We start from the raw sequence: 16,546 nt of genomic DNA on the forward strand, positions 1-16,546 counted from the left end.
GATGACCTCGCTTAGCGCTTCTGCTGCACCAGGGTACCCAGCTGCTGCAGGTAGGCTACCAGTGCGTCGATTTCGGTAACCCGGCCACCAACAAACGGCTTGCTGGCATTCGCGATATCTTCATCGGTGTAAGGCACACCCGCGAAACGCAGGGCGCGCATCTTGGCTGCGGTATCTTCGCCGGTGATGACGTTGTCGAACAGCCAGGGATAGGACGGCATGATCGACTCGGGCACCACGTTGCGCGGATCGTACAGGTGTGCGCGGTGCCACTCGTCAGAGTAACGGCCGCCCACACGCGCCAGGTCTGGCCCGGTACGCTTTGAGCCCCACAGGAACGGATGCTCGTACACATGCTCCTGAGCCATGGAGTAATGGCCGTAACGCTCTACTTCAGCGCGCAGCGGGCGCACCATCTGGGTGTGGCAAACGTGGCAGCCTTCGCGGATATAAATATCGCGGCCTTCCAGTTCCACCGGACCCAGCGGTTTGAGACCCGCAATGGGCTCATGGTTATTAGTGGTAAAGAACTGGGGAACGATTTCCACCAGGGCGCCGAAGCTGATCGCCACAACGATCAGCACCATCATCAAACCGATGTTCTTTTCTACGATGTCATGATTCTTCACGATCGATTCCCCTTAAACGTTCTTCGCAACCGGCAGGTTTTCGTCGTGACGCACTTCGCCTTCCCGCGGCGCATCGGTGATGGTGCGGAATACGTTGTAAGCCATCAGGAACATACCTGTCAGGAAGAAGGCACCGCCCAACCAGCGAACGATGTAGCCCGGGTGGCTGGCGATCACACTTTCCACAAAGCTGTAGGTCAGGGTGCCGTCGGCGTTAAAGGCGCGCCACATCAGGCCCTGGGTAATACCGTTCACCCACATGGCGGCGATGTACAGTACGGTACCTACGGTAGCCAGCCAGAAGTGTGCGTTGATCAGCTTCACGCTGAACATTTCCTTGCGGTTCCACAGTACCGGTACAAGGTGGTACAGCGCACCGATGGAGATCATTGCCACCCAGCCAAGGGCACCGGAGTGCACGTGGCCCACAGTCCAGTCGGTGTTATGCGACAGTGCGTTCACGGTCTTGATGGACATCATCGGGCCTTCGAAGGTGGACATGCCATAGAAAGACAGGGATACCACCAGGAAGCGCAGGGTCGGGTCGGTACGCAGTTTGTGCCAGGCACCGGACAGGGTCATGATGCCGTTGATCATGCCACCCCAGGAGGGTGCCAGCAGGATCACGGACATGATCATCGCCAGGCTCTGGGTCCAGTCCGGCAGTGCGGAGTAATGCAGGTGGTGACCACCGGCCCACACATAGATGGAGATCAGCGCCCAGAAGTGCACGATGGACAGCTGGTAGGAATATACCGGGCGGCCAGCCTGCTTGGGCACGAAGTAATACATGATGCCGAGGAAGGCCGCAGTCAGGAAGAAGCCTACCGCGTTGTGGCCGTACCACCACTGGATCATCGCATCGGTGGTACCGGCAAACATGGAGTAGGACTTCCACGCACTCACCGGCACTTCCAGGTTGTTGACGATATGCAGCGCGGCAATGGTGATGATGTATGCACCGAAGAACCAGTTAGCTACATAAATGTGGGAGGTGCGACGCTTGACGATGGTGCCAAAGAACACAATGGCATAGGCGACCCACACCAGCGCAATCAGGATATCCAGCGGCCATTCCAGCTCCGCATATTCCTTCGCTGAGGTAAGACCCAGCGGCAGGGTAATCGCGGCACCAATAATGACGATCTGCCAACCCCAGAAAGTGAACGGGATCAACCAGCCGCCCCAGAGGCGGGTCTGGCAGGTGCGCTGGACCACATAGTAGGAAGTCGCAAACAGCACGCTGCCGCCAAACGCGAAAATCACCGCGTTGGTGTGCAGGGGTCGCAGGCGACCAAAGTGCGTGAAAGGCTGCCAAAGGTCATTCAGCGCCGGCCATGCCAGCTGTGCGGCGATGAGAACGCCGACGCCCATACCAACGATACCCCAGACCACCGACATGATGGTGAACTGGCGCACGATGTTGTAGTCATAGTCCGGCATCTTGCCGGCCTCTGCCACCGTTGTGCTCATGGTGTAACTTCCGTTGCTTTTTAAGATTCGTTTCCGTCAAGCGCGAAGGGTCCGCCAGCGAAATAGCGGCTATACCCTTCACGGTAGACCGGGCGGGTACAGAGACGACGATTTAAACGCTTCAATCGCCGTTTCCGACTGATTTAGATCAAGTCTCTACCTTTACCCGCGGCAATTCGCAGGCGCAGGGCGTTCAATTTGATGAAGCCTTCGGCATCTTTCTGGTCGTAGGCGCCGGCATCGTCTTCAAAGGTGGCGATGCGCTCATCAAACAGGCTGTCTTCAGAGCGGCGACCGACGGCGGTGACACTGCCCTTGTACAGCTTCAGGCGAACTTCGCCATTTACCACAGACTGGGACTGGTCAATCGCCGCCTGCAGCATTTCGCGCTCGGGGGACCACCAGTAGCCGTTGTAAATCAGTTTCGCGTAGCGCGGCATCAGTTCATCTTTCAGGTGCGCGACTTCACGATCCAGGGTGATGGATTCGATGGCGCGGTGCGCTTTCAGCAGGATGGTACCGCCGGGCGTTTCGTAACAGCCGCGGGACTTCATGCCCACGTAGCGGTTCTCGACGATATCCAGGCGGCCAATACCATTGGCGCCGCCCAGCTTGTTCAGTTTCTCGAGCAGTGTGGCGGGGCTCAAGCGCTCGCCGTCGATCGCTACCGGATCGCCTTTTTCATACTGCAGGGTGATGTAGGTGGCCTGATCCGGCGCCGCTTCCGGGCTGACACTCCAGCGCCACATATCTTCCTCGGCCTCGGCCCAGGGCTCTTCCAGCACACCACCTTCGTAGGAGATGTGCAGCAGGTTGGCATCCATGGAGTAAGGGGACTTTTTCTTCTTGTTGGAAAAGTCCACGGGGATCTTGTGCTGCTCGCAATACTCCATCAGCTTTTCGCGGGAGTTCAGGTCCCACTCACGCCAGGGGGCAATTACCTGGATACCTGGCTTCAGCGCATAGGCGCCCAGCTCAAAGCGCACCTGGTCATTTCCTTTGCCGGTGGCACCGTGGGAAATGGCATCGGCGCCGGTCTCGTTGGCGATCTCGATAAGGCGCTTGGCAATCAGCGGGCGGGCAATAGAGGTGCCGAGCAGGTATTCACCTTCATAGATGGTGTTGGCGCGGAACATGGGGAAGACAAAATCCCGCACGAACTCTTCGCGCAGATCGTCAATGTAGATTTCCTTGACGCCCAGGGCTTCGGCCTTGGCGCGTGCCGGTTCCACCTCCTCACCCTGACCGATGTCGGCGGTAAAGGTAACGACCTCGCAGCCGTAGGTATCCTGGAGCCAGCGCACGATCACTGAAGTATCGAGTCCGCCGGAATACGCCAATACCACCTTATCGATCTTGCTCATTACTATCCTCTGTATAGTGGGCCCGTACACACGGGCTATACCGTCACAACAGGTACACGACTGCCACACCGGACGCCGAGCACCTGTGAAAAGTCTTGGTCTGGGGAAATTTATTGTTGGATGTGTGCCCAGGAACTGCGGATAGGCCGCTTTTTTCGGGGCGCGATTGTAGCGCCTTGAAACGTCCACGACCAGCACCAGACGGCCAGTCCGGTATTTGCCTGGTAAGCAAACAGCAGCCCCTGATTACTTTATATTCAATCTGGTGGTGAATGAGGCATTCACCGCAGTTTTCGCAATTTTTTGGCGCTTCGGGTAGCATCGGCGCCGCGATCAATCCGGGAGGAGATATTCGGTGGACTCCAAGCAGCAAATTACCCTGCGCGCACCTGACGACTGGCACATTCATTTACGCGACGATGCGGCCCTTACACGCACCGTTGGCGATGCCGCGAAGCAGTTTCGACGCGCCATCATCATGCCCAATCTGGTACCGCCGGTAACCGACGCCGAAGGCGCCCTCGCCTACCGGAGCCGTATCGAGGCAGCGATCCCAGAAGGCGGCAATTTTACCCCGCTGATGGTGATCTACCTGACAGACAACACGACCCCGGAAGTCGTGCAGCAAGCCCACGAAGCGGGCGTTGTTGCTGCCAAGCTGTATCCGGCTGGCGCCACCACCAACTCCGATTCCGGGGTTACCGATATCGCCAATATCTATCCGGCGCTTGAAGCCATGCAGTCCTGCGGTATGAAACTGCTGCTGCACGGAGAAGTTACAACCGCGGATATCGATATCTTTGACCGGGAACAGGTGTTTATCGACACCATCCTCGGCCCGGTAGTGGATGACTTCCCGACTCTCAAGATTGTGCTTGAGCACATCACTACCGCCAATGCGGCAGAGTTTGTGGCCCAGGCGCGCGACGGCGTGGCAGCCACCATTACCGCCCACCATCTGCTGTACAATCGCAACCATATGCTGGTGGGAGGCATCCGCCCTCATTACTACTGCCTGCCGATCCTGAAGCGCGGCTACCATCAGAATGCACTGATCGAAGCGGCCACCAGTGGCAGCCCGAAGTTTTTCCTCGGCACCGATTCCGCACCCCACGCGCAGGGCAAGAAGGAAACCGCCTGTGGCTGCGCCGGTTGCTACACCGCATTCAGCGCCATCGAACTCTACGCCGAGGCCTTCGAGCAGGCCGGCAAGCTGGACCGCCTGGAAGCGTTTGCCAGCGAGTTTGGCCCGAACTTCTACGGCCTGCCGCGCAACACGGACACCATCACCCTGGTGCGGGAACCCTGGACTCTGCCGTCGGGCTTACAGATGGGTACCGAGTCGCTGATCCCTCTGGCCGCGGGCGAGACCCTGAACTGGCGCCTCGTCTGACGGCGCCACGGTAACCACCCGGTTACCGCTGACGAAGCAAACACCGACAACCAACAGATACCCACACACCAGGATTTTCCGTGACCCCAGCAGAAGCCCCCACCGGCCCCAAAAGTCCTCTGGCTCAGCGATTCCGCGGCTTTCTCCCCGTGGTATTGGATCTCGAGACAGCGGGATTCAATGCCCGCACGGATGCCCTTCTGGAGGTGTCGGCCGTCATCCTCAATATGGACGATGAGGGGACCCTGTTTGCCGAGGAAACCCACAGCTTCCATATCGAGCCATTTGAAGGCGCGAATATCGAGCAATCCGCACTGGATTTCATCGGTGTCGATCTGGAATCTCCGGATCGCGATGCCTGGCCTGAAGAGATTGCACTGCCCGAGCTGTTCCGCAAGATCCGGAGCGCAATAAAAGCCCACAGCTGCACCCGCGCGATCATGGTGGCGCACAACGCACACTTTGACCTCGGTTTTATCAATGCCGCGGTGGAGCGCTGCGGGCTGAAGCGCAACCCCTTCCATCCCTTCTCCTGTATGGACACTGCAACCCTGGCGGGCCTCGCTTATGGCCAGACTGTGCTGGCCAAAGCCTGCCAGACTGCCGGTATCGAGTTCGACAACAACAGTGCGCATTCGGCGGAATACGACGCGCAGAAGACCGCGGAGCTGTTCTGCGGCATCGTCAACCGCTGGCGTGACATGGGCGGCTGGCCCCTTAGCTTCCCGCCCACCGAGGACGGGGACGTCTCCGCAGACAGTGAACCCTCCGCGAGCTGAACGCGTTGCCCGGCGCTTGCGTCGGGCTTCCCTCCCCCCTGCGTCGATAGATTCCCCTTCCCACAAGTCGCCACGCCCCCTAATACCTAGGTCGCATACCCACCGTATTCCCACCCCGCTAGGCTGGGGCCAGTTCCGACAAGAATAATGGTGAGAGCGATGAACAAGATGAAACTGCGCAAGCTGCTGGGCACGGGCCTCGGCGTGATGGGCGCAGCCTGCCTGTCTCTGAGCACCAGCATGTCCCACGCAGGCAGCTGGCAGCAGAATGTAACCATCGGCGGATTCGACAAGGTACATATCTATACTCCGGACAGTGTCTCGCCGATCGGCAGCGGCAAATCCCTGCTGGTGGTGCTGCATGGCTGCACCCAGTCCATCGATACTTACCTGACTGCCAATCTGGAAAGCGCTGCGGATGAATACGGCATGGTCGTCGCAGTGCCCGACGCCATGAACAAGGCCGGTTACGGCTGCTGGGCCTACTGGGAGAGCGACAAGTCCCGCTCTACTGGCGACTACAAAAACCTGGTTGATCTGGCGAATGCCATGAGCGGAGATAGTAAACGCAATATCGACCCCGCCCAGGTTTACATCGCCGGACTCTCATCGGGAGCAGTATTTGCCAATACCACGGCGTGTATCGCTCCCGACGTATTCTCCGGCATGGGAATCAGCGCTGGCCCAAGTATCGGCACCAGTGCCAGTGGCGCTATCCGCAACTGCGAAGCCGCAGATGTTGCAGCCCGCTGCAACGCCTATGCGGGCGAGTATTCCGACCACTTAGACACCCAGATCGCCTCCATTGCCCACGGCACCGACGACACCATCGTCGACGACTGCTACAACACCCAGAATGCAGAGGGCATGGCCGCGGTTTATGGTGCAGCGGAAGTGTCCGCGAGCAGCACCTATTCAGAAGGCTCCAGCATCGCCAAGGAGACCCTTTGGCAAGACGGAAGGGTCTCCATGGTATGGCTAAACGGCGTGGATCACTCCTGGTCCGGGGGCGAGGGTGCCAGTGGTAGCTATATCAGCAGTACGGGGATCAACTATGCCAAGTACCTGGGCCAGTTCTTCATCAAGCACAACAAACGGGTCGAACACAGCAGTGGGGAGACGCTCAGCGGCGGCACATCCAACCGCTAACAAACCTCGGTAAGCGATTGAATTTTCAGGACTTTTCGAGCTAGCACCCGCGACCCGACTACTTTCTGCCGGGTCCGCCTGAGGCGCCCCCGGGTTAATGGGTGATTTTTTGCACAAATTGCGGTAATATCTACCGTTCATACATAAAAGTGGACAGAACTGTGGCTAAAAAAGCATCCAGCGCAAGCAAGCGCGGCAAGGAAACGGTTTCAACCGAGTCACGCGAAGCTATCGAATCCCAGGTTCAGGCCTTCCTCGCCAGTGGCGGCAAGATCGAGCAGGTGCCCAAAGGCGTCAGCGGCCAGACCAACACCTCCGGCCCCAAGCACATCACCCTGGGTAAAAAACCCCGCGCCTGAGTGTCTTCTTCGCCCACCGAAACGCCAGCCACCCGGTGAAACCCGTGGCAGCACTAGCACTGGCGCAACATGCCGGCGCCATCAACTGAATCGGCAATCGGCGGGCATAAAAAAGGCGGGTAAAACCCGCCTTTTTTATGCCTGAAGAAGTCTCGCCTCAGGGCATTTCGTCCAGCTCGGCCCCTTCTTTCACCGGCGGCATCAGGTCTTCCTTGGTGGTATTCATGGCCATCAGAATATTGGCTGCCACGTATACGGAAGAGAAGGTACCGATGATCACACCCACAATCAGTGCCAGCGAGAAGTTGTGAATCAGCTCTCCGCCGAAGAACTGTAGTGCCCACAGCACCAGCAAGGTAGTGAACGAGGTCATGAACGTCCGGCTCAGCGTCTGGCTCATGGAGATATTAATCACCTCCGCAGGCTCTGCCTGACGCACCTTGCGGAAATTCTCCCGCACGCGGTCGTACACCACGATAGTGTCGTTAATCGAGTAACCGATCACCGCCAGCACCGCCGCCAGAACCGTGAGGTCGAAGTCCAGGCGCAGAATCGCGAAAAAGCCTAGCACGATGATCACATCGTGAATCAGGGCCACTACCGCACCAACGGCGAATTTGTACTGGAAGCGCAATGCCACGTAGGCCATCACCACCGCGAGCGCGAACAGCATACCGAGGCCGCCATCATCACGCAGTTCTTCACCGATCTGCGGGCCAACCATTTCCACACGGCGCAGATCAATTTTGCCATCTGAGTGCTGGCGCAAGGCGCCGACAACCTTGTCACCGATGGAATTAGTCGCTTCCGCATCCCGTGCATTTTGCTGTGTCTGCCGCTCGGCGACTTCCGGCGGCAGCTTGATCAGCAGCTCGCTATCCGAGCCGAACCGCACCACCGCAGCACCCTCAAATCCGGCATCAGTTAACTGATTTCGAACATCTTCGATCTTGGGCGCCTTTTCATAACCCACCTCAATTTGGGTACCGCCGGTGAAGTCCAGCCCCAGCTTCAGGCCATTGGTGGCCAGGGCCACAATGGAGGCAACCACCAGCAGCAGGGAAATGGCCGCGGCCAGTTTGCGCCAGCGCATGAAGTCGTACACGCGCTTGCCCATATATTCGGTGATCTTGCCGTTCTCTTCTTTGGTATTGCTCATCACCGTCCCCTTAAATCCAAAGTTTCTGCACACGGCGGCCGCCGTAGAACAAATTGATCAACGCCCGAGTACCCATGATGGCACTGAACATGGAGGTGAGAATGCCGATCGACAGTGTCACCGCGAAGCCCTGAACCGGGCCTGAGCCGATGGCGTACAGAATCACCGCGACAATCAATGTAGTGATGTTTGCATCCACAATCGCACTGTACGCATTGTCGAAACCGGCGTTGATCGCCGACTGGGGTGGCAACCCGTTGCGCAACTCCTCCCGGATACGGGAGAAGATCAACACGTTCGCATCCACCGCCATACCGATCGTCAACACCATACCCGCAATACCTGGCAGGGTCAGCGTCGCGCCCAGAATGGACATCACCGCCACCAGCAGAACCAGGTTGGTAGCCAGTGCGATGTTGGCGGCGAGACCAAACACTCGGTAAAACAGCAGCATACAAATGACAACGGCCAGCAGGCCGATCTGTACCGAAGTCACACCGACGTCGATGTTGTCCGCCCCCAGAGACGGACCAATAACCCGCTCTTCGACAAAGTACATCGGCGCGGCCAATGCACCGGAGCGCAGCAGCAGCGCCAGCTCCTGGGCTTCTGCCGGGCTGCCCAGGCCGGTGGTGCGGAACTGACGTCCCAGCGGGCTCTGCACGGTCGCCAGGCTGATGATCTTCTTATCGTCCGTACGCTTCTGGACAATAATCTCATTGCCTTCGGCATCGACCTGCTTTTCCGGGGTGAAGCGGCTTTCTACGAACAGGGTGCCCATACGGCGACCAACATTCTTCCAGGTCGCGCGGTGCATCATTTCACCACCGCGGGAATCCAGGGTGATATTTACCTGCGGGAAACCACTCTCGTCATAACCAACGCGCGCATCGGTCACCCGCTCACCGGAGATGATGATCTTGCGCTCGAGCCAGGCACCGCCGTATGCCGCACGCTCCTGTTCGTCGCGATATTCGAAGTACTCTTTGCTGGTTACCAGCGCATCGGACTTGGCTTCCATACGGTATTCGAGGTTGGCGGTCTTACCGATGATCCGCTTCGCTTCCGCGGTGTCCTGTACTCCGGGCAGCTCTACCACGATACGGTTGCGCCCCTGACGCTGAACAATGGGCTCGGCCACGCCCAGCTCATTCACCCGGTTTCTCAGGGTGGTGAGGTTCTGGGTCACCGCATAGTCTTCCAGCTGCTTGATCTCCTGCTCGGCAAGAGTCGCACGAATCTCCAGGTTGCTGCCGCCCCCGGCTTCGGTCAGTTGCAGGGTTGGGAACTCTTTACGCAGCGTGCGCATGCCCAGGTCGCGCAGATCTTCCGAGCGGAATTTGGCAATGATTTCCCGGTCGTTTTCCAGATCTACACTGCGATAGCGCGCTTTGGCCCCACGCAGCTTGGATTTGACGTCGGAGACATAGCCTTCCATGTTGGTTTTGACGATGGAGTTGGTATCCACTTCCATCAGGAAGTGCACACCACCGGCGAGGTCGAGACCGAGCTTCATCGGGCTCGCCCCCATACTCTGCAACCACTCCGGAGTGGTCGGTGCCAGGTTGAGTGCCACTACGTACTCGCTGTGACCGAGGGACTCCTGAATCGCGCGCTTGGCCGGCAACTGCTCCTCAATGGACTTCAGGCGAATTAGAACCGACTTGTCCTGCACCTCACCGCCAAAATAGGCGATGCCCGCTTCGTCCAGCGCTTCCTGCACGTCGTCGAGCACATTTTGATCAATTTGCAGCGCGCTAGATTGGCCAGATATCTGTACAGCAGGGTCGGGGGGATACAGATTCGGCGCTGCGTACAACAGCCCCAACCCGGTAATGATCAGGATCAGTAGATATTTCCAGAGGGGGAAGCGATTCATGCTGGTCTCATTGTTGGAGTGGCCCGTTCCACGGGCACATTTTTTTCGATAACTCACGATATGCGGACGCGCGCCAGTGATTACAACCACTGGGGGCCCCAAATCTGAACAGGGGGCTGATTATACGGGGATAGGCAGGTGGCACAAATCAGCACCCCCGCCACTCACCCCAGTGGCGGCACCTCTCGCCCCAACCCCGCGTAAAACGCGCTCACATACTCTTCCAGCGCGCCGGCCGCGATGGCATCCCGCAGGCGCTGCATCAGGCGCTGGTAATGGCGAAGGTTGTGGATGGTATTGAGCTGGGAACCGAGAATTTCTCCACACTTATCCAGATGATGGAGATAGCTGCGGGAGAAGTTTTCACAGGTGTAGCAATCGCACCCTTCCTCCAGCGGCCCGGTATCGTGGCGATGCTTGGCATTGCGGATCTTCACTACACCGGCAAAGGTGAACAGGTGGCCGTTGCGCGCGTTCCTGGTGGGCATAACGCAGTCGAACATATCCACACCACGGCGGACACCTTCAACCAGATCCTCAGGCTTGCCGACCCCCATCAGGTAGCGCGGCTTATCCTCGGGCATTTTGTAGGCGAGATGATCCAGGACCTTGATCATTTCTTCCTTGGGCTCGCCCACGGACAGTCCGCCAATGGCGTAGCCGTCAAACCCGATTTCGGTCAGCCCCGCCAGGGACACGTCCCGCAATTCCGGATACATGCCCCCCTGCACGATACCGAAGAGGGCGGAGGGATTCTCACCGTGGGCATCTTTGGAGCGTTTTGCCCAGCGCAGGGACAACTCCATGGACTTGCGCGCCTCGTCCGGTGTTGCCGGATAAGGCGTGCACTCGTCGAAGATCATTACCACATCCGAGCCCAGGTCTTTCTGCACCTGCATGGACTCTTCCGGCCCCACAAATACCGGGCTGCCATCCACCGGCGACTTGAAGGAAACCCCCTCTTCGCTGATCTTGCGCATCTTGCCCAGGCTGAACACCTGGAAACCACCAGAGTCCGTAAGAATCGGCCCCTGCCACTGCATGAAATCGTGCAGGTCTCCGTGCTCCTTGATGACCTCGGTGCCGGGACGCAACATCAGGTGGAAGGTATTGCCAAGGATGATATGCGCACCGATTTCTTTCACATCCCGCGGCAGCATGCCTTTCACGGTGCCATAGGTACCTACCGGCATAAACGCCGGTGTCTCGACCACACCGCGAGGGAAATGCAGCCGCCCACGGCGGGCCTTGCCGTCCGTGGTATCTAATTCAAATTTCATAAAACACTCGCGGCTCAAGACGATCTCCTCGCAAACTGTCGCTAAATCAATGTCGTAGTATCGATATTGTTAAATATACGATTCAGGCCGAAATATTACCTTCGACCCACTTCAGCGGGATCTACCGCATCGTTGCGCTCTATCAGCATCGCGTCGCCATAGCTGAAAAAACGGTATTCATTTTCCACCGCTGCCGCGTAGGCGTTCATTGTGTTTCGATATCCAGCGAAGGCACTCACCAACATCAGTAGTGTCGACTCCGGCAAATGGAAATTGGTGATCAGGCGATCCACCACCCTGAACTGGTACCCCGGGTAGATGAAGATGTCGGTCTCCCCCTGAGTCGGCTTCAGTTCGCCGGAAGCCGCGGCGCTCTCCAGGGCGCGAACACTGGTTGTGCCCACGGCGATTACCCGCCCACCACGGGCTTTGCACGCTGCAACTGCCGCACACACCTCTTCCGACACATCCAGAATCTCGGTATGCATCTTGTGGGTGTGGATATCATCCACGCGCACCGGTTGGAAGGTACCAGCACCCACATGCAGGGTGACAAAAGCGGTATCTGCCCCCTTGTGCCGCAGAGATTCGATCATTTCATCGTCGAAATGCAATCCAGCGGTGGGCGCAGCTACCGCTCCGGCGTTGCGGCTGTACACCGTCTGATAGCGCTCTTTGTCGGAATCGGTATCCGCACGATCTATATAAGGAGGCAGTGGCATGTGCCCCAGGCGCTCCAGCACCTGCAATGCCCCTTCCTGCGGAAACTCCAGCTCAAACAGGGCATCGTGACGGCCCACCATCTTCAAGACGGTGTCATCTTCCAGCAGAATTTCACTACCGGGCTTGGGCGACTTGCTCGAACGGATATGGGCCAGGGCGCGATGCTCGTCCAGCACCCGCTCTATGAGAATTTCCAGCCTGCCTCCGCTGGCCTTGCGCGCAAACAGCCGCGCAGGGATCACCCGGGTATCATTGAATACCAGCAAATCACCGGGCTCTACCAGTTCAAGAAGGTCGCTAAAGCGGCGGTGAGCAAGCTCACCGGTCCCACCATCGAGGCACAAAAGACGACTACCCCGGCGCTCCTCGGTTGGCGCCTTGGCGATCAGAGATTCCGGCAGATCAAAGTAGAAATCCTGGCGTTGCATGAATTCAGTCTAGGTGGTTATTGATTGGTCGCGAATCCTAACGGAAAGCTCTCCCGCAGCCAAATCCTGTTGACCGCAACTGGCCCATCGCTATAATCATCGTCCTTTCCGAGCCAAGTTCGATCTTCGCTCGCGAAGCTGCCAGAGTGGTGAAATTGGTAGACACAGGGGATTCAAAATCCCCCGCCTTAACGGGTGTGCCGGTTCGAGTCCGGCCTCTGGTACCAAACAAAAAAGCCCTGATTGCGAAAGCAATCAGGGCTTTTTTGTTTGGTACTGGAAGTCGGCGAGCCCCGGCACTCGGTTCGACCAACCGCGCCAGCGGTTGGGACGCCGCCAGGCGCCCGCAGGGGCACATTGGCTGCGCCAATGTGATCAGTCCGGCCTCGGGCAGGTGGCACTCGCTTCTTAAACGCCTCCTTTACGTAAACCTGATCAGGAAGCTAATTCAGTAGCGCCGTGTAGATATAAAAAAGGTCCTGTTCGTTGGTTCGAGCAGGGCCTTTTTTGTGTTCGATTTTTGTGTCCGATCTGGTAGCGGGGCGAGCTGCAAGTCCGCAGACCTACACTGGGTGGCCCTTTCTTTTATTTGAACCGGGCTGGCGTTCCAGCCTGACAAACGGCAACGCCGTTTGGACTGCCGCAGGCAGTCGGGGTGCCGCATCACCGCAGGGTGAGAGCCGTAGGCTCGAATCACCATGACCGTACCGCGGAGCGGTACAGTAGGTCATCGGCAGGTTGAAATGAAAAAAGCCCTGACCGCGTTAGCGATCAGGGCTTTTGAATAGAAACCTGACGATGACCTACTCTCACATGGCGAAACACCACACTACCATCGGCGATACTGCGTTTCACTTCTGAGTTCGGCAAGGGATCAGGTGGTTCCACAGTTCTATGGTCGTCAGGCAAACTGGCTTGGGTTGGCTTGGTCTTATGAGCTCTGTGCTCGGCGCTGCCGCTTGATTGTTCGTTTGCCACTGCTTTCGCAGCTAACAATCAACCCAAATAAGTCGGTAAAACATTCTGTAGTAATACACCGCAAGATCTGTATGTCTCGTCTCGCGCACAATCCACTGATCGATCATCTGATCAGTAATCGTTAGTAACCATCTCTGTTGTATGGTCAAGCCGCACGGGCAATTAGTACTGGTTAGCTCAACGCCTCACAACGCTTCCACACCCAGCCTATCAACGTGGTAGTCTTCCACGGCCCTTTAGGACTCTCAAGGAGTCAGGGAAATCTAATCTTGAAGGAGGCTTCCCGCTTAGATGCTTTCAGCGGTTATCCCGTCCGAACATAGCTACCGGGCAATGCCACTGGCGTGACAACCCGAACACCAGAGGTTCGTTCACTCCGGTCCTCTCGTACTAGGAGCAACTCTTCTCAAATTTCCAACGCCCACGGCAGATAGGGACCGAACTGTCTCACGACGTTCTAAACCCAGCTCGCGTACCACTTTAAATGGCGAACAGCCATACCCTTGGGACCGGCTTCAGCCCCAGGATGTGATGAGCCGACATCGAGGTGCCAAACACCGCCGTCGATGTGAACTCTTGGGCGGTATCAGCCTGTTATCCCCGGAGTACCTTTTATCCGTTGAGCGATGGCCCTTCCATACAGAACCACCGGATCACTATGACCTACTTTCGTACCTGCTCGTCATGTCTGACTCGCAGTCAAGCGCACTTATACCATTATGCTCATTGCATGATTTCCGACCATGCTGAGTGCACCTTCGTACTCCTCCGTTACTCTTTGGGAGGAGACCGCCCCAGTCAAACTACCCACCATACACTGTCCTCGATCCGGATAACGGACCAGAGTTAGAACCTCAAACATACCAGGGTGGTATTTCAAGGATGGCTCCACAATGACTAGCGTCACTGCTTCAAAGCCTCCCACCTATCCTACACAAGTAGGCTCAAAGTTCAGTGCAAAGCTGTAGTAAAGGTTCACGGGGTCTTTCCGTCTAGCCGCGGGTACACTGCATCTTAACAGCGATTTCAATTTCACTGAGTCTCTGGTGGAGACAGCGTGGCCATCGTTACGCCATTCGTGCAGGTCGGAACTTACCCGACAAGGAATTTCGCTACCTTAGGACCGTTATAGTTACGGCCGCCGTTTACCGGGGCTTCGATCAAGAGCTTCGCCGAAGCTAACCCCATCAATTAACCTTCCGGCACCGGGCAGGCGTCACACCCTATACGTCCACTTACGTGTTTGCAGAGTGCTATGTTTTTAATAAACAGTCGCAGCCACCTGGTCACTTCGACCGGCCTCAGCTTAGGGAGCAAGTCCCATCACCAAAACCGGCGTACCTTCTCCCGAAGTTACGGTACCATTTTGCCTAGTTCCTTCACCAGAGTTCTCTCAAGCGCCTTGGTATTCTCTACCTGACCACCTGTGTCGGTTTAGAGTACGGTTCGCAATTGCCTGAAGCTTAGAAGTTTTTCCTGGAAGCATGGCATCAACCACTTCACTTACCGAAGTAAGCTTCGTCATCAGCTCTCGGCCTTAGGGACCCGGATTTGCCTAAGTCCCCAGCCTACTACCTTAAACACGGACAACCAATCGCCGTGCTGGCCTAGCCTTCTCCGTCACTCCATCGCAGCAATTGCAAGTACAGGAATATTAACCTGTTTCCCATCGACTACGGCTTTCGCCCTCGCCTTAGGGGCCGACTAACCCTGTCCCGATTAGCGTTGGACAGGAACCCTTGGTCTTCCGGCGGGGAGGTTTTTCACCCCCCTTGTCGTTACTCATGTCAGCATTCGCACTTGTGATACCTCCAGCAAACCTCACAGTTCACCTTCAGCGGCTTACACAACGCTCCTCTACCATGCTCATAAGAGCATCCGCAGCTTCGGTTATCAGTTTGAGCCCCGGTATATCTTCCGCGCGGGCCGACTCGACTAGTGAGCTATTACGCTTTCTTTAAAAGATGGCTGCTTCTAAGCCAACTTCCTAGCTGTCTGGGCCTTCCCACATCGTTTCCCACTTAACTGATATTTGGGACCTTAGCTGGCGGTCTGGGTTGTTTCCCTTTTCACGACGGACGTTAGCACCCGCCGTGTGTCTCCCGCGATTGCACTCCACGGTATTCGGAGTTTGCATGGGGTTGGTAAGTCGGGATGACCCCCTAGCCCAAACAGTGCTCTACCCCCGTGGGTGAGACGCGAGGCGCTACCTAAATAGCTTTCGAGGAGAACCAGCTATCTCCCGGCTTGATTAGCCTTTCACTCCGATCCACAGGTCATCCCCTAATTTTTCAACATTAGTGGGTTCGGTCCTCCAATTGATGTTACTCAATCTTCAACCTGCCCATGGATAGATCGCCGGGTTTCGGGTCTATTGCCTGCAACTAAACGCCCTATTAAGACTCGATTTCTCTACGGCTCCCCTATGCGGTTAACCTTGCTACAGACAATAAGTCGCTGACCCATTATACAAAAGGTACGCAGTCACCCCGAAGGGCTCCTACTGCTTGTACGTATACGGTTTCAGGTTCTATTTCACTCCCCTCTCCGGGGTTCTTTTCGCCTTTCCCTCACGGTACTGGTTCACTATCGGTCAGCTGGGAGTATTTAGCCTTGGAGGATGGTCCCCCCATGTTCAGTCAAGATAACACGTGTCCCGACCTACTCGATTTCACTAAATATGCCTTTTCGTGTACGGGGCTATCACCCTGTATCGCGGAACTTTCCAGATCCTTCCACTAAGACATAAATAGCTTAAGGGCTAATCCCCTTTCGCTCGCCGCTACTCAGGGAATCTCGGTTGATTTCTTTTCCTCCGGGTACTTAGATGTTTCAGTTCCCCGGGTTCGCCTCCCTAACCTATGTATTCAGTTAGGGATACCTGTAAAACAGGTGGGTTTCCCCATTCGGACATTCCAGGATCAAAGCTTGTGTGCCAGCTCCCCTAGACTTT

The 16,546-nt window shown here is 56.9% G+C and carries 11 protein-coding genes, 1 tRNA gene and 2 rRNA genes (1 of these 14 only partly in view); 5 read left to right on the forward strand and 9 right to left on the reverse strand.

Going from position 1 to position 16,546, the window contains the following annotated elements; translation table 11 throughout:
• Nucleotides 1-11: 11 nt before the first annotated feature.
• From ccoO to ACONT6_RS11695, 3 genes are all read right to left on the reverse strand, one after another.
• Nucleotides 12-629: a cytochrome-c oxidase, cbb3-type subunit II gene (gene ccoO, locus ACONT6_RS11685; protein ID WP_428818691.1), complete on the reverse strand. Its 618-nt coding sequence runs from the start codon at nt 627-629 to the stop codon at nt 12-14.
• A 12-nt stretch (nt 630-641) separates the two neighbouring features.
• The gene (gene ccoN / locus ACONT6_RS11690) at nt 642-2,102 is read right to left on the reverse strand and encodes a cytochrome-c oxidase, cbb3-type subunit I (RefSeq protein ID WP_428818692.1); all 1,461 of its coding nucleotides are present in this window, start codon (nt 2,100-2,102) and stop codon (nt 642-644) included.
• 143 nt (nt 2,103-2,245) lie between these two features.
• A complete protein-coding gene (locus ACONT6_RS11695; protein WP_428818693.1) occupies nt 2,246-3,466 on the reverse strand; it encodes an argininosuccinate synthase in 1,221 nt (406 codons plus the stop codon).
• Between the two features lie 355 nt (nt 3,467-3,821).
• Here ACONT6_RS11695 and pyrC point away from each other — a divergent pair, with 355 nt between their 5' ends.
• The 4 genes from pyrC to ACONT6_RS11715 all read left to right on the forward strand — a co-directional run bounded on the left by pyrC (nt 3,822) and on the right by ACONT6_RS11715 (nt 7,146).
• Nucleotides 3,822-4,859: a dihydroorotase gene (gene pyrC, locus ACONT6_RS11700; protein WP_428818694.1), complete on the forward strand. Its 1,038-nt coding sequence runs from the start codon at nt 3,822-3,824 to the stop codon at nt 4,857-4,859.
• Nucleotides 4,860-4,939: 80 nt separating this feature from the next.
• Nucleotides 4,940-5,638, forward strand: coding sequence for a ribonuclease T (gene rnt / locus ACONT6_RS11705; RefSeq protein ID WP_428818695.1), 699 nt, complete (start codon nt 4,940-4,942; stop codon nt 5,636-5,638).
• Between the two features lie 159 nt (nt 5,639-5,797).
• Complete coding sequence (locus ACONT6_RS11710) at nt 5,798-6,787, forward strand: extracellular catalytic domain type 1 short-chain-length polyhydroxyalkanoate depolymerase (protein WP_428818696.1); 990 nt, start codon at nt 5,798-5,800, stop codon at nt 6,785-6,787.
• Between the two features lie 161 nt (nt 6,788-6,948).
• Nucleotides 6,949-7,146 carry a hypothetical protein gene (locus tag ACONT6_RS11715; RefSeq protein ID WP_078085300.1) on the forward strand — a complete coding sequence of 66 codons (198 nt, stop codon included), beginning with the start codon at nt 6,949-6,951 and terminating at the stop codon, nt 7,144-7,146.
• A gap of 157 nt (nt 7,147-7,303) precedes the next feature.
• On the opposite strand, the gene secF is transcribed toward ACONT6_RS11715, so the two are convergent.
• The 4 genes from secF to queA all read right to left on the reverse strand — a co-directional run bounded on the left by secF (nt 7,304) and on the right by queA (nt 12,615).
• A complete protein-coding gene (secF, locus tag ACONT6_RS11720) occupies nt 7,304-8,305 on the reverse strand; it encodes a protein translocase subunit SecF (protein ID WP_428818697.1) in 1,002 nt (333 codons plus the stop codon).
• 10 nt (nt 8,306-8,315) lie between these two features.
• Nucleotides 8,316-10,184: a protein translocase subunit SecD gene (gene secD / locus ACONT6_RS11725; protein ID WP_428818698.1), complete on the reverse strand. Its 1,869-nt coding sequence runs from the start codon at nt 10,182-10,184 to the stop codon at nt 8,316-8,318.
• Between the two features lie 164 nt (nt 10,185-10,348).
• Nucleotides 10,349-11,464: a tRNA guanosine(34) transglycosylase Tgt gene (tgt, locus tag ACONT6_RS11730; protein WP_428818699.1), complete on the reverse strand. Its 1,116-nt coding sequence runs from the start codon at nt 11,462-11,464 to the stop codon at nt 10,349-10,351.
• Between the two features lie 95 nt (nt 11,465-11,559).
• Entirely contained in the window at nt 11,560-12,615 is a 1,056-nt protein-coding gene (gene queA / locus ACONT6_RS11735) for a tRNA preQ1(34) S-adenosylmethionine ribosyltransferase-isomerase QueA (RefSeq protein WP_428818700.1), read from the reverse strand.
• A gap of 140 nt (nt 12,616-12,755) precedes the next feature.
• Here queA and ACONT6_RS11740 point away from each other — a divergent pair.
• Nucleotides 12,756-12,842: transfer RNA gene (locus ACONT6_RS11740), tRNA-Leu, on the forward strand.
• 563 nt (nt 12,843-13,405) lie between these two features.
• On the opposite strand, the gene rrf is transcribed toward ACONT6_RS11740, so the two are convergent.
• A 5S ribosomal RNA gene (gene rrf / locus ACONT6_RS11745) occupies nt 13,406-13,521 on the reverse strand.
• A 213-nt stretch (nt 13,522-13,734) separates the two neighbouring features.
• Nucleotides 13,735-16,546: ribosomal RNA gene (locus ACONT6_RS11750) — 23S ribosomal RNA — on the reverse strand; it runs 71 nt beyond the window's last position.

It is taken from the genome of Microbulbifer sp. MCCC 1A16149, assembly GCF_050368945.1.
GTDB lineage: Bacteria > Pseudomonadota > Gammaproteobacteria > Pseudomonadales > Cellvibrionaceae > Microbulbifer.

Excerpts from the sequence above, each read along its gene's own strand:
- ccoN (WP_428818692.1), bottom strand. The coding sequence starts at position 2,102 with ATGAGCACAACGGTGGCAGAGGCCGGCAAGATGCCGGACTATGACTAC.
- queA (WP_428818700.1), bottom strand. The coding sequence starts at position 12,615 with ATGCAACGCCAGGATTTCTACTTTGATCTGCCGGAATCTCTGATCGCC.
- ACONT6_RS11710 (WP_428818696.1), top strand. The coding sequence starts at position 5,798 with ATGAACAAGATGAAACTGCGCAAGCTGCTGGGCACGGGCCTCGGCGTG.
- tgt (WP_428818699.1), bottom strand. The coding sequence starts at position 11,464 with ATGAAATTTGAATTAGATACCACGGACGGCAAGGCCCGCCGTGGGCGG.
- secD (WP_428818698.1), bottom strand. The coding sequence starts at position 10,184 with ATGAATCGCTTCCCCCTCTGGAAATATCTACTGATCCTGATCATTACC.
- ACONT6_RS11695 (WP_428818693.1), bottom strand. The coding sequence starts at position 3,466 with ATGAGCAAGATCGATAAGGTGGTATTGGCGTATTCCGGCGGACTCGAT.
- secF (WP_428818697.1), bottom strand. The coding sequence starts at position 8,305 with ATGAGCAATACCAAAGAAGAGAACGGCAAGATCACCGAATATATGGGC.